Origin of the sequence: Aurantimonas sp. Leaf443 (assembly GCF_001425575.1) — a bacterium.
GTDB lineage: Bacteria > Pseudomonadota > Alphaproteobacteria > Rhizobiales > Rhizobiaceae > Leaf443.
Window position 1 is genome coordinate 759627 of record NZ_LMRD01000001.1, and the last position, 12105, is coordinate 771731.

12 protein-coding genes, 1 tRNA gene and 1 CRISPR repeat array are annotated in these 12105 nt (G+C 71.9%); of the genes, 1 reads left to right on the top strand and 12 read right to left on the bottom strand.

The genetic code is table 11. The features are described from left to right. Positions 1 to 106: 106 nt before the first annotated feature. Positions 107 to 859: a molybdopterin-binding protein gene (locus tag ASG48_RS03415; protein WP_055845113.1), complete on the bottom strand. Its 753-nt coding sequence runs from the start codon at positions 857 to 859 to the stop codon at positions 107 to 109. 177 nt (positions 860 to 1036) lie between these two features. Between ASG48_RS03415 and wrbA the strand changes: the two genes are divergently transcribed. Further along, positions 1037 to 1636 (top strand): NAD(P)H:quinone oxidoreductase, encoded by a 600-nt coding sequence (gene wrbA, locus ASG48_RS03420; RefSeq protein WP_055845116.1) that lies wholly within the window; start codon positions 1037 to 1039, stop codon positions 1634 to 1636. A 283-nt stretch (positions 1637 to 1919) separates the two neighbouring features. On the opposite strand, the gene ASG48_RS18135 is transcribed toward wrbA, so the two are convergent. The 11 genes from ASG48_RS18135 to ASG48_RS03470 all read right to left on the bottom strand — a co-directional run bounded on the left by ASG48_RS18135 (position 1920) and on the right by ASG48_RS03470 (position 11982). Then, positions 1920 to 2126 (bottom strand): hypothetical protein, encoded by a 207-nt coding sequence (locus tag ASG48_RS18135; protein WP_156381414.1) that lies wholly within the window; start codon positions 2124 to 2126, stop codon positions 1920 to 1922. A 191-nt stretch (positions 2127 to 2317) separates the two neighbouring features. Continuing rightward, entirely contained in the window at positions 2318 to 3493 is a 1176-nt protein-coding gene (locus tag ASG48_RS03425; RefSeq protein ID WP_055845119.1) for a CaiB/BaiF CoA-transferase family protein, read from the bottom strand. 38 nt (positions 3494 to 3531) lie between these two features. Further along, positions 3532 to 4704 carry an acyl-CoA dehydrogenase gene (locus ASG48_RS03430; protein WP_055845472.1) on the bottom strand — a complete coding sequence of 391 codons (1173 nt, stop codon included), beginning with the start codon at positions 4702 to 4704 and terminating at the stop codon, positions 3532 to 3534. Between the two features lie 140 nt (positions 4705 to 4844). After that, a tRNA-Leu gene (locus ASG48_RS03435) sits at positions 4845 to 4929 on the bottom strand. 125 nt (positions 4930 to 5054) lie between these two features. After that, a CRISPR array of direct repeats spans positions 5055 to 5936; the repeat unit is 28 nt; unit sequence GGTCGATCCCCGCGTGGGCGGGGGAGCC. Positions 5937 to 5991: 55 nt separating this feature from the next. Beyond that, complete coding sequence (gene cas2e / locus ASG48_RS03440) at positions 5992 to 6282, bottom strand: type I-E CRISPR-associated endoribonuclease Cas2e (RefSeq protein ID WP_055845122.1); 291 nt, start codon at positions 6280 to 6282, stop codon at positions 5992 to 5994. Next, positions 6254 to 7216: a type I-E CRISPR-associated endonuclease Cas1e gene (gene cas1e / locus ASG48_RS03445; RefSeq protein WP_055845125.1), complete on the bottom strand. Its 963-nt coding sequence runs from the start codon at positions 7214 to 7216 to the stop codon at positions 6254 to 6256. The genes cas2e and cas1e overlap by 29 nt, the downstream gene beginning before the upstream one ends. Positions 7217 to 7227: 11 nt before the next feature. After that, positions 7228 to 7962 carry a type I-E CRISPR-associated protein Cas6/Cse3/CasE gene (gene cas6e / locus ASG48_RS03450; RefSeq protein ID WP_055845129.1) on the bottom strand — a complete coding sequence of 245 codons (735 nt, stop codon included), beginning with the start codon at positions 7960 to 7962 and terminating at the stop codon, positions 7228 to 7230. Then, a complete protein-coding gene (cas5e, locus tag ASG48_RS03455) occupies positions 7959 to 8720 on the bottom strand; it encodes a type I-E CRISPR-associated protein Cas5/CasD (protein WP_200939555.1) in 762 nt (253 codons plus the stop codon). Before cas5e ends, cas6e begins: the two co-directional genes overlap by 4 nt. Positions 8721 to 8724: 4 nt before the next feature. Next, a complete protein-coding gene (gene cas7e / locus ASG48_RS03460; protein WP_055845132.1) occupies positions 8725 to 9864 on the bottom strand; it encodes a type I-E CRISPR-associated protein Cas7/Cse4/CasC in 1140 nt (379 codons plus the stop codon). Then, the gene (locus ASG48_RS03465) at positions 9861 to 10433 is read right to left on the bottom strand and encodes a hypothetical protein (protein ID WP_156381415.1); all 573 of its coding nucleotides are present in this window, start codon (positions 10431 to 10433) and stop codon (positions 9861 to 9863) included. Before ASG48_RS03465 ends, cas7e begins: the two co-directional genes overlap by 4 nt. Beyond that, positions 10423 to 11982, bottom strand: a complete 1560-nt coding sequence (locus tag ASG48_RS03470; RefSeq protein ID WP_055845137.1) for a hypothetical protein — start codon at positions 11980 to 11982, stop codon at positions 10423 to 10425. Before ASG48_RS03470 ends, ASG48_RS03465 begins: the two co-directional genes overlap by 11 nt. Between the last annotated feature and the right edge of the window lie 123 nt (positions 11983 to 12105).

Sequence of the window (12105 nt, forward strand, 5' to 3'; positions counted from 1 at the left end):
AGAAAGGATTGGGCTGCGATAGACTCGCCCGCGCCAAACGGCAAGGCGCGGCTCGGCCCTCCAGCGCGATCCGGTGGAGGCGCGAAAGCCGGAAGGGCGACGCGGTTCAGCCCGAACGCGCCGCCTCCATCGCGGCCAGCATGCCGGCGACCTCCGCCCCCGCCGCCTCCAGCGCCGCCCGGTCGCGCGAGCGCAGCACGAGCTCGGTGGAGTGGCGCTCGCCGTCGAAACGGGGATAGGAGCCGATGGCCACGCCTGGATGGGTCTTGGCGATCGCGCGCAGCGGGTCGCCGATCTCGCCCTCGCCGAAGCGGCAGTCGAGGCTGAGGCTCTCGACCGCCCGGCCCGCCGGCAAGAGCGGCAGGACTTCCTCCATCATCGCCTGGAAGATGCGCGGCACGCCGGCCATGACGAAGACGTTGTCCATGCGAAAGCCGGGCGCGACGGAGACCGCGTTGGCGATGAGGCTCGCGCCCTTCGGCGTGCGGGTCATGCGCCGGCGCGCCTCGGTGAAGGGCAGGTCGCGGCCGGCATAGTAGCGTTCCAGCAGCGCCACGGCCTCCGGGTGTTCCACCGCCTCGACGCCGAAGGCGGCGGCCACCGCGTCCGCGGTCACGTCGTCATGCGTCGGCCCGATACCGCCGGAGGTGAAGACGAAGTCGTAGCCGCGCCGCAGCGTGTTCAGGCTGTCGGCGATGAAGGCGGGCTCGTCGCCGACGATGCGCACCTCCTTCAGGTCGATGCCGGCGACGGTGAGGAGCTCGGCGAGATGGCCGATATTCTTGTCCTTGGTGCGCCCGGACAGGATCTCGTCGCCGATCGCGAGCATGGCCGCGGTCGTGGGGGGCTCGGTCGTCATGGCAACGGATCTCTCGAAGGGTCGAAGCCTCGAAAGAGAGGGCGGGGGCCTTCGGAAGGCAAGGCCTTGCGTCTTCCGCGCGTAGACAGTGCGTCGCGCGCGACGACAACGCACTTCCCGGCGCGATGGGCTATCCCATGTTGCGACACGTCAACCCCGGAAGGACGAGAGAACGGCATGGCAAAGGTTCTGGTGCTCTACTATTCGAGCTACGGCCACATCGAGACCATGGCCAAGGCCGTGGCGGAGGGCGCCGAGAGCGCCGGCGCGAGCGTCGACATCAAGCGCGTGCCCGAGACGGTGCCGGCGGAGGTCGCGGCCAGCTCGCATTTCAAGACCGACGCGCCCTATCCCGTCGCCGAGCCCGACGATCTCGCGGGGTATGACGCCATCGTCGTCGGCTCGCCCACGCGCTACGGCAACATGGCCTCGCAGATGGCCACCTTCTTCGACCGCACCGGCGGCCTGTGGGCGCAGGGCAAGCTGATCGGCAAGGTCGGCGGCGCCTTCTCCTCCAGCGCCACCCAGCACGGCGGCAACGAGGCGACGCTGTTCTCGCTGCACAAGACGCTGCTGCATCACGGCCTGATGATCGTCGGCCTGCCCTATTCCTTCCAGGGCCAAATGGCCTCCGACCAGATCGTCGGCGGCTCGCCCTACGGCGCGACGACCATCGCCAATGGCGACGGCTCGCGCCAGCCGAGCGCCATCGAGCTCGACGGCGCCCGCTTCCAGGGCAAGCACATCGCGGAGATCGCGACCAAGCTGTTCGGCTGATCCGAAGCGCCTCTCGAGACGGGCCCGACCCCGCATCCCCGGGGCCGGGCCTGTCGCGTTCGGGAGATGCGTGCGTCGGCCGTGCCGCTTCGGCCTGACGCGCGAGGGATTCGCCTCACGCTGCGCCGGGCGAAGACCCGCCGGCCTGCGAAACGCCCCGGCGCATACCGGTCTCGCTCATGCCGCGGCGTTCGCGGATGCCGGCGCGAGCACGGCGGTTGGCCGCCGGCGTTTGAAGGGGGGAGAAGAGGTCGGAAGAGGCCTGCCCGATCGGCGCCCGGCCTCAGAGGGCCGGACAGCCCGTCGACTTGAACGCGTTGCCGGTCTCGGCGCGGGCGTCCTCGGAGGCGAGGGCGTATTTCAATCGCTCGAGCGCGCCGTTCTGACGGCGCAGGCGCGAGAGCAGGCTGTTGGAGTTGTCTTCGGGGGTGGATTCCATCCCGGGACGGTCGGTCCGTTGGGACGGCAGCGGCTGCATCAGCGATGCCATGACTGCGTCCTCCTGCCCGGGAACGACTGATTTCGCACCGGACGTCCGAACCTAGCAAGATCGCCCGCGGGCTTCAAACAAATCTTGCGTGCGGGCGACCGGATGGCGGTTCTTTTATCTTTTTAATCATACTTTTATGGCGGGGGCGTCGCGCCCGGCCGATACGCGCCCGGCGGCCCGGGACGCCCGCGTCAGCCCGCCTCCTCGCGGCGCGGCCAGCCTCGTGTCGCGATGCCCCGCCGCAGGTCCGTGTCGTGCTCGCCAAGATCCGGGGCGCGTGCGGGCTCGGACAGCGGCGTGCGCGAGAAGACGATGGGCGTGCGCACGCCCGGCACCCCGTCCGCCGCGATCTCCATGCCGCGATGGCGGAACTGCGGGTCGGCGAAGAGATCGGCGACGCTGTTGATCGGGCCGGCCGGCACGCCGGCCGTCTCCAGCGCCTGCGACAGATCCGCCCGCGTCCGGGCGGCGATGGCCGGGCCGAGCGCCTCCTCCAGCGCCGCGCGATGGGCGACGCGGGCCGGATTGGTGGCGAAGCGCGCCTCGGCCGCGAGCGCGGGAAGGCCGAGCACGGCGCAGAGCCGGGCGAACTGGAGGTCGTTGCCGCAGGCCACGATCATCGGCCCGTCTTCCGCCTCGAACGTCTGGTAGGGCGCGATATTGGGATGGACATTGCCGAGCCGCGTCGGCGCGCGGCCCGTGACCAGGTAGTTCATCGCCTGGTTGGCGAGGACGCCGCCCATGCAGTCGAGAAGCGCCATGTCGATCTGCTGCCCGAGGCCGGTGCGCGCCCGCTCCAGAAGCGCCGCCTGGATGGCGATCGTGCCGTAGAGCCCGGTGAAGATATCGGCGAAGGCGACGCCGATCTTCTGGGGGCCGCCGGCCGGATCCCCCGTGAGGTCCATGATGCCGCTCATGCCCTGGATCAGGAAGTCGTAGCCCGCCCGCGCGGCATAGGGGCCGGTCTGCCCGAAGCCCGTGATCGAGCAGTAGACGAGGCCGGGATTGTCGGCGGAGAGCGAGGCGTAGTCGAGCCCGTAGCGCGCGAGCCCGCCGACCTTGAAATTCTCCACCACCACGTCCGCCGCGCCGATCAGGCGGCGCACGAGCGCCAGATCCCCGGCGTCGCGGAAATCGGCGACCATCGCGCGCTTGCCGCGGTTGCAGGCGTGGAAATAGGCGGCCGAGCGCGTGCCGTCCGCTCCCTCCACGTCCGGCGGCCCCCAGCGGCGCGTGTCGTCGCCCTCCTTCGCCTCCACCTTGACGACGTCGGCGCCGAGATCTGCGAGCGTCTGCCCGATCCAGGGGCCGGCGAGGATGCGGGCGAGCTCCACGACCTTGAGGCCCGACAGCGGCGGCTTCGTCATGGCGTCACCGGCTCCGGAGGAGGGGGAGGGCTGCGCCCTCAGAAGGCGGCGATGCCGGTCTGCGCCCGGCCGAGGATGAGGGCGTGGACGTCGTGCGTGCCCTCGTAGGTGTTCACCGTCTCGAGATTCTGCGCGTGGCGCATCACGTGATAGCCGATCTGGATGCCGTTGCCGCCATGCATGTCGCGGGCGGCCCGCGCGATGTCCAGCGCCTTGCCGCAATTGTTGCGCTTGATCAGCGAGATCATCTCCGGCTCGAACCGGTGCTCGTCCATCAGCCGGCCGACGCGCAGGCTCGCCTGCAGCCCGAGCGCGATCTCGGTCTGCATGTCCGCGAGCTTCTTCTGGAAGAGCTGCGTGGCGGCGAGCGGGCGGCCGAACTGGTGGCGCTCCAGCCCGTATTGCCGGGCGCGCAGCCAGCAGTCCTCCGCCGCCCCCATCACGCCCCAGGAAATGCCGTAGCGCGCGCGGTTGAGGCAGCCGAAGGGGCCGGCGAGACCCGAGACGCCCGGAAGCAGCGCGTCTTCGCCGACCTCCACGCCGTCCATGACGATCTCGCCGGTGATCGAGGCGCGAAGGCTGAGCTTGCCGCCGATCTTGGGCGCGGACAGCCCCTTCATGCCCTTTTCCAGCACGAAGCCCCGGATCTTGCCGTCATGGGCGTCGGACTTCGCCCAGACCACGAAGACGTCGGCGACGGGCGCGTTGGAGATCCAGGTCTTGGCCCCGCGCAGGCGGTAGCCGCCGGCGATCCTCTCGGCGCGCGTCGTCATGGCGCCGGGATCGGAGCCGGCGTCCGGCTCGGTCAGCCCGAAACAGCCGATCAGGTCTCCCGAGACCAGCCCCGGCAGGTAGCGCGCCTTCTGCTCGGGCGAGCCGTAGGCGAAGATCGGATGGATGACGAGCGAGGACTGAACGCTCATCATCGAGCGATAGCCCGAATCCACCCGCTCCACCTCGCGCGCCACGAGCCCGTAGGCGACATAGGACGCGCCCGCCGCCCCGAACTCCTCCGGCAGCGTCACCCCGAGCAGCCCCGCCCGCCCCATCGCCTTGAACAGGCCGGGCTCGAAGGTCTCGTCGAGATAGGCGGCCGCGACGCGCGGGGCGAGGTCCTCGCGCGCGAAGGCCGCCGCGCTGTCGCGCACCATCCGCTCGTCCTCGCCGAGCTGGTCGTCCAGGAGAAACGGGTCGTTCCAGGCAAAGGGCATGGCCGGCATCCTCGCAAGTCTCTCGACGGCCCCCCCCTTATGGCGCAGACGCGCGCGGGGTTGAACCGATCCTTCGGCATGACCTCATTCCCGCCGCTCATGCGGCCGCGCGTCCGGCCGGCTGGACCGGCCGAGGGTCATGGTGCGGACGACGGGACTCGAACCCGTAATCCCGGAGGCGACAGATTTTAAGTCTGCTGCGTATACCAGTTCCGCCACGTCCGCATCGTCCCTCCCGGTACAGAAGGACACGCGCCTTGGAAAGGGCGCCGGCGGGCGGACTGCGGGGGACGTGGGCCGTGCGGGCAGGGGGAGCTTGATATTTGCCGATGCGGATCGGCATCCCGAAAGGTCGATCCCCGCGTGGGCGGGGGAGCCGCGTATCCCCAGACCGCCGCCATCTTCGCGAAAGGTCGATCCCCGCGTGGGCGGGGGAGCCGCGAGTAGTGGTGTTGATCGTGCTCATGGATAAGGTCGATCCCCGCGTGGGCGGGGGAGCCGTAGTCGCCTGCCGCTCTGACAAGACGAAAGGCGGGCGATCCCCGCGTGGGCGGGGGAGCCTCCGCCTTCGCGAACTCGCCGCTGCGCAGATACGGTCGATCCCCGCGTGGGCGGGGGAGCCCATCTATGGACCGGCGCCGCCGCCGATGACGGGGGTCGATCCCCGCGTGGGCGGGGGAGCCGCACCTGCCGAGCGCCGGGCGGTCTCGAACTCAGGTCGATCCCCGCGTGGGCGGGGGAGCCCAATGAAGCGGCTTGAGCACGACCAGCCCGTAGGGTCGATCCCCGCGTGGGCGGGGGAGCCCCGCGGTGAGCGCGGTCCCAGACGAACCAGGCGGGTCGATCCCCGCGTGGGCGGGGGAGCCAAGCAATCGACCTCGCGCCTTTCGTCGGCGGCGGGTCGATCCCCGCGTGGGCGGGGGAGCCTGGAACGAACGCATCCCGAGGGAGTGTGCCGCGGGTCGATCCCCGCGTGGGCGGGGGAGCCATCAGCAAAGTGTACCGGATGCACGCCAAACACGGTCGATCCCCGCGTGGGCGGGGGAGCCCGCCTGCCAATTCCGCCGCCGCCTCGATTTCGGGGTCGATCCCCGCGTGGGCGGGGAAGCCCGACAGAGGGCGGATGTGCTCGATCTCCCAGGCGGTCGATCCCCGCGTGGGCGGGGGAGCCTCGAAGAGCTCCGGATATTCGATGCGCAGCGTGGGTCGATCCCCGCGTGGGCGGGGGAGCCTCTTGCGCTCAAGAGGTTGACCGGGCTGCACTTTGTCAAAGAACGTCGCTGCGGTCTACCAGACCGAGACGAGAACGCCGTCGAGATCGGCGAGGCGGCAGGGCGGGGTGCCGAGGACCTGGAGGCCGAGGCCGCCGGGCGCCTTGTCGTCCTTCCACAGGAGGACGAGGGAGCCGCGCTGCGTCTCGCCGTGCCAGTCGGAGACGACGGCCCAGGCGCGCTCGCGCACCGCCCGCGAGAGGTTGCCGGCGGCGTAGACGCCGGGGGCGGGCTCGGGCATCAGCGAGGCGAGGAAGCCGCGCGTGCGCTCGGGCACGTCACGCGTCACGATCACCGTCATGGCCATCGCCATCCTCCCGGAGCCTGCCCGCCGCCGGCATGCTCTTGTGCAGCGGGCGGTCGTCCTCGTCCTCGGCGGTCGGCGCGAGCACGGTCTTGATGCGGTCGATGAGGGCGGAAACGACCCCGTCGCGCTTCAGCCGCTCGCCGGCCATGCGCCGGGCGATGCGTTCCACGCCGTCGGCCGGGCGCTTCCTCGCCAGGGCGGCGGCCTTGAAGGCGACGGGGATCGTCACCGTGTCGCGCACGAGGTCGGCGACGTCGAGCACGAAGCTCTGGCCCGAATCCTCGTGGATGAAGCCGAGCTGCGGGATCGTGGCGGTGGACGCCACGGCGATGGCGGCGGCCGCCTCCACCGCGCTCGCCGCGTGGTTCAGCGCCTGGTTGGGCAGGTCGGCCGCGTTCGGGTTCTGCCGGTCGTAGCGCCGGCCGTGCCAGGCGATGCCGGCCCTCTCGGCCTCGATGCGATAGGTCTCCTTCATCCGCGCGCCCTCGATGCCGCGCAGCACGGCGATATCGCGATGCGGCAGCACCTCGCCGAGGCGCAGGGCGTACATGCGCCGCGCCACGAGCGGCCGGCCGCGCCGCTCGTCGGCCCATAGGCGGGCCTGCGCGCGGGCGAGATGGGAGAAGTCGGGCAGGAGCGGCTGGGCCGTGTAGAAGCGCACGCCGTCCGCGCCGATGGCGGCAAGGCCCACGCCGTGGCGCGCCAGAAGCCGCAGCGCGTCGTGGCTGACCGAGGAGCCGGGGCCGAGCAGCATCAGCGACACCGACTGGTGCGGCAGGCCGTAGCGCCCCGCCGGCACCATGCCCCCGCCCGCGCAGTCGAAGGTGAGGCAGCCGTCCTCGACCGTGAGGCGCCCACGGTCGAGAAAGACGAGCCCGTGCCGGTCCGCATGCGGAAGGCGGGCCGTTTCGAGGCCGAGCCGGCCGACGAGCATCGCCGCGCCCCTCAGGCCGGAGAGAGGAGAAGCATGCCGTAGCCGAAGGCGCGGTGGCGCCCTAGGCCGCGCGCCAGGCATTGCGCGAAGAGCCCGGCCTCGGCCACCTCGATCACGCCCTTGGCCTCGGCGGCATGGCCGTCGACCCCGACGAGCTGCCGGTTCTTGCCGCGCCGGGCGACCTTGGTTCGGTCCAGCCCGTCGAGCGAGAGGTCGAGGACGCGCGCCCCGCCGGCTTCCAGCTTGCCCCGCGCCCAGGCGGCGTAGACCGCGGCGCGCGCGGGCGGCTCGGCGGCCTCGCGTTCGGCGGCGCGCAGGGCGGCGACATAGGCGTCGATCTCCGCGCTCCGGTTGCGCTCGCCCTCCCGGTCGGTGCGCACGGTCGGGCGCAGGCGCACGGTGAAGCCGAGCCGGCGGCCCTGCGCGAATTGCGGCATCGCCTTGGCCGCGAGCGGTGCTTCGGCGAGCCCGAGGGCTGCCAGCGCGAGCGGATCGGCGAAGGCGCGGGCCGTCTCCTCGAGCGCCGCCGGGGGCGCGGCGCTGTAGGCCAGAAGCTGCGGCGGGCGCCCCCGGCGCGACAGGAGGCGGAAGGGCCGGGGCGCGCCCTCCTTGCCGAAGGCGGCGCAGAGAAGGGCGTGCCAGCCGTAGCCGTCGTCCTCGCCGCGGCGCGGGTCGAGCCGTTCGGCCGCGAACCAGCGCGCGGCCTGATGCGGATCAGGGTCGAGGCGCAGGAGATGCAGCGTCATCGCGTCTCCTCCACCGGCGCCGATCGCCCGAGCCGTCCGGCGCGGCCGCGCGCGAAGCTGCGCCCGCCGCCATGCAAGCCGGCGCGCCAGTTGCGCAGGTCCGCCACGAAGCGGGTCTCGAAGGCGCCGGGCAGGCCGGACGGGACAGGGCCGACGACGACGGGCCCTTGCGCGTGTCCGTCGCCGTCCTCGATCCCGTCCGCCGGGGCGAGCGCCAGCGCCTCGAACGCGTTCGCCGCCGCCACGTGGCGCCGGCCCGGCTCGCCGGACAGGAAGGGCCGCGAGGGCAGGCAGGGCTTGCGGCCGAGGAAGAGCGGCCGGGCGGGCGCCTCCAGCGCGGCCTCGAGATCCTCGAGGGTCGGCGCCTCCTCCGCCGGCTCGAGGGCGAGCGCCACGGTGAGCGCGGCGTCGGCGACGAGGTCGCGGTAGCGGATATGCGGCGAGGCATAGGTTCCCGCGCCGCCGGCGCGGCCCTCCGGCGCGCCGCGCGTCGTCCAGCCCCGGTCGCCGGCGCCGAGCTGCGCGGTCTGGAAGTCGCCGAGACCCTGGCCCGGCCGGTCGAGGCGCACGGCGAAGACCAGCCGGTCCTGCAGGCGCTGGTGCGCCGGGGCCATGGCCCGCGTCCAGCCGAGCGCGTTGGCGAGGAGGCCCGTGAGGCCGGAGGCGCCGGGCATCTCGCGCACGCGGCCGCGATTGTCGACGATCTCGTCGCCGAAGGCCATGAGCGGCGCCTCGAGCGTCAGGAGGAGGAAGCGCAAGGGCTCAGGCCTCCGTGCCGGCCACCTCGGCCGCCACGGCGGCGGCGAGGGCGTCGAGCGGCATCGTCTGCGAGATCGGGGCCGCGCCCGCCGGCGCGGGGATCGGGTCGAGGGCCGACAGCCGCCGCGTCTCGCCGCCGCCATACATGGCGTCGAGCTTGACGAGCTGGGCCTGCAGTGCCTCTGCGGCGTCCGCGACGCTGGGCCTCACCGGCACGCGGAAGGCGTTGGAGAGCGAGCGCGGCTGGCGCTGGCCGGTCTCCACCAGCACGAGGTCGGCATAGGCGTAAGGGGCCGTCGAGCCCTTCTTGGCGCCGGGCGAGACTGTGGCGACGAGATGGACGAGATGCTCCACCACCTTGCCGGCGAGCGCGGCGTCGCCGCCCAGATTGCGCGTCAGCAGCGCCACGTCGACGACCACGTAGACGTAGAAGAGGCCGGCGGTCAGTTCCGTGTCGAAGATGCCGCCCGCGCCGGTGCCCGTCTCCAGGTCGTCGACGACGGTGAAATAGTCCGTCTCGGCCTGCTCTCCATGAACGGTGAAGGCATGGGCGACGTGGATCGGCGCCTCGGTATTGGCTTCGGGATCGGAGGTCACCATGCGGCCGAAGAGCGCCGCCTCGAGCCCCGCCTGAAGCGGACCCTTGGCCTTCAGCATCTCGGAGAGATTGGCCTTCTCCTCCTTCTTGAACAGGCGCTCGACGGCGGCCGCCGCCGCCTTCTCGTCCGGCTCGGCGGCGGCGGCGCGCGCCTTTTCGAGGAGATAGGCGATCTCCGGCTCGCCGATGAGAAGGGCCTGGCGCGAACTCTTGTCCTTGGCCGCGTTCTTGCCGTAGAGGCCGATGGCGAGCTGGTCGATCGTGCCCTTTCGGCTTTCCGGCGAGCCGACGCCCTCGGCCTCCAGCACGGTGAGGATGCGCTCCTCCGGCAGCTTGCGCGAGCGCACCGCCATGTCCGGCCCGATGGCCGACAGCGCGAAGGGCCCGTCCGCCTTGCGCCAGTGGCGCTTCAGGCATTGCGAGGAGATGCGCGTGCGCACCGCCGTGCCGAAGGGCATGCGCTTGGCAAGGCCGGAATCGTCGCGGTTGAGGAGGGCTGCCGCGTAGGAGGTCAGCGCGTGGATCTGGACGAAGCGGGCGGTCATTCCTCGGTCTCTCCGGTCTTTGATGGGGGGGCGACGTCCTCGCTTGCGGCGCGGCTCGTCCAATAGGCGCGGGCGATGCGGTAGCGGGTGTCCTCGACCTCGTCCTCGCCGCCCAGAAGCAGTTGTCCGATCTCGACGAAGGGCAGCGATCCCCTGCGCGCGAGACGCCGCGCCAGCCGCAGGATCGCATCGTCGAGCGCCTCGCCGCGCGCGGTCATCAGCATCTGCACCCGGCGCTCGGCGATCTTCTCCTCGGCCAGAGCGAGGCCGAGCGGGCGACGCCCGTTCTCCAGCGCCGCGGCGCCGGCCGGCAGCGCCAGGATCTTGGCGAGAAGCGCGATCCGCTTCGCCCGCTCCAGACCCGCCTTTGGCGCGATGCGCACGAGAAGGCGCTGGAAGGCGGGCGCCAGCGGCTGCGCGGGGTCCATCCGCCGCAGCGCCGCCAGATCGCCGCGCTGCTCGACCTTGTGCAGGACGCGGATCGCGGCGGCGAGGCGGCGCGTGATGCCGTCGCTCGCCCGTTCGGGGGCGTCCTGCGGGGCGGGTTCGGGCACTGGATCAGGCCGCATCGCTCACCTTTCTGAAATAGAGGTCGAGATCCTTCGCCCCGTAGAAGGCGCGGCGATAGTTCTCCTCGGCCCGCACGAGCGCGCGGTGGCTGCGCATGGTCGAGCGCGGCGTGCTCGACGCGGCGCCGCGCAGCACGGTGTCGCGCCCGCGCCGGTAGAGATCCTCCAGCCAGGCGATGCGCGCGGTCCGCCGCGCATCCGCGCTCGCCTCCTCGACCTCGCGGAACAGCGCCTCGAAGAAGTCCCTGTCGATCTCGGCCTGGAACCGGTCGAGGAAGCTCTCCGCCCGGCGCGCCGAGGAGGGATCGCGCGGATCGAACCCGTCGCGGTCCGGCCCGTTCTGGAACAGCGTCATGAGGCCGAAGCGCAGGGCCGAGCGCACGAATCCCGCTTCCCGGATGCGGGCCTGCGCGAGCTCGGCGAGCGCCGGCAGCTCGCCCGCCTTCATCCGCGCGGCGGCCTTGCTCGGGATCGGCACCCGGCGCTCGTGATGGCCCTCGGTCTTGCCCTGGCCGCGCGCGGTGGCGCGGCACAGGAGGCTCCAGCCCGGACCCGCCTCGCCCTCGCCGAAGCGCTGCAGGAGAGCGGGCTCGATGCCGCTCTGGAACAGGATGGCGGAGAGGCGCCGATAGTCGAAGCCGCGCGCGTCGACGGTCAGGGCGCGCCGCCCGCGCTCGTCGGCGACGACCGGCGTCCACGGATCGCCCGTGATGCCGGCCTCCGCCTTGTCCATGAAGACGCGCATGGCCTTGGAATTGCCGACGCGGGCGCTCAGCCGGTCGCCGTCGCTCACGAGCCGGACCCGGCGGCAGATCTCGATGTACCAGGGATGCAGCCCCTTGCGCGGCATCGAGGTCTCGCCGTTCCAGGGTTGCAGCCAGAGAAGGGCGGGACCCTCCGGCTCGTATTCGCCGAAGCGCTCGAGAACGTCGTCGAAAGCCTTGATAAGACGATGGATATCGCGGAATATATGCGCGCCGATACCGCCCGGCGGGGCCAGACCGACGCCCGGGCGATTGGCGAAGCCCCCATTCATCCGGGACACGCCGAAATTGCCGGCGCCGAGGAAGCCTTCGCTCGTCTGCAGCGCGACGAGGGCGAAGAGCCAGTCGTCGGGCGCCGCATCGGCCATTCGCGCGACCTTCAGGTCGTGGTTGCGCGAGGTGACCAGCATGTCCAGCTCGTCGGGCGTCGCCACCGCGTTGAGGGCGCCGACCGGCCCGATCGGCGGCTGGAGGAAGGCCGGCTGGTCCGCCGGCGAGACGAGCCGCCAGGGCTCTCCGTCCGGGAAGCCCGGCGTCAGCGCGCGCAGGATCGCCGCCCATGCGCCCGCCTCCCGCGGCGGCGCGTCGAGGCCGGCCTTCAGGCAGGCGACCGCGCCGAGCTGGCAGAGGAGCGCGTGCCAGGGATGGCGCTGATGCGCGCGCAGGCCGGGAAAGCTTGCGACGCCGTCCGTCGCCAGCCTCTCGTAGAGGCCGGGCAGGCTGACGCCGTCGGAAGCGCCTGCCGTATCGACGATGCGAATCAGGGAATCCTGCAGCAAATCCATCAGAGGCCGAACCTTCTCTTGTTATGTGAAACTCAGCAACCCGCGCGCGAGAGGTCAAGCCCCAATCGTCGCTGCACTGCAACCTTTGATGGGATTGTCCTCCTGCGTTCTTCCGAGCGATAA

Excerpts from the sequence above, each read along its gene's own strand:
- ASG48_RS03415 (WP_055845113.1), bottom strand. The coding sequence starts at position 859 with ATGACGACCGAGCCCCCCACGACCGCGGCCATGCTCGCGATCGGCGAC.
- wrbA (WP_055845116.1), top strand. The coding sequence starts at position 1,037 with ATGGCAAAGGTTCTGGTGCTCTACTATTCGAGCTACGGCCACATCGAG.
- ASG48_RS18135 (WP_156381414.1), bottom strand. The coding sequence starts at position 2,126 with ATGGCATCGCTGATGCAGCCGCTGCCGTCCCAACGGACCGACCGTCCC.
- ASG48_RS03425 (WP_055845119.1), bottom strand. The coding sequence starts at position 3,493 with ATGACGAAGCCGCCGCTGTCGGGCCTCAAGGTCGTGGAGCTCGCCCGC.
- ASG48_RS03430 (WP_055845472.1), bottom strand. The coding sequence starts at position 4,704 with ATGCCCTTTGCCTGGAACGACCCGTTTCTCCTGGACGACCAGCTCGGC.
- cas2e (WP_055845122.1), bottom strand. The coding sequence starts at position 6,282 with ATGGCCATGACGGTGATCGTGACGCGTGACGTGCCCGAGCGCACGCGC.
- cas1e (WP_055845125.1), bottom strand. The coding sequence starts at position 7,216 with ATGCTCGTCGGCCGGCTCGGCCTCGAAACGGCCCGCCTTCCGCATGCG.
- cas6e (WP_055845129.1), bottom strand. The coding sequence starts at position 7,962 with ATGACGCTGCATCTCCTGCGCCTCGACCCTGATCCGCATCAGGCCGCG.
- cas7e (WP_055845132.1), bottom strand. The coding sequence starts at position 9,864 with ATGACCGCCCGCTTCGTCCAGATCCACGCGCTGACCTCCTACGCGGCA.
- ASG48_RS03465 (WP_156381415.1), bottom strand. The coding sequence starts at position 10,433 with ATGCGGCCTGATCCAGTGCCCGAACCCGCCCCGCAGGACGCCCCCGAA.
- ASG48_RS03470 (WP_055845137.1), bottom strand. The coding sequence starts at position 11,982 with ATGGATTTGCTGCAGGATTCCCTGATTCGCATCGTCGATACGGCAGGC.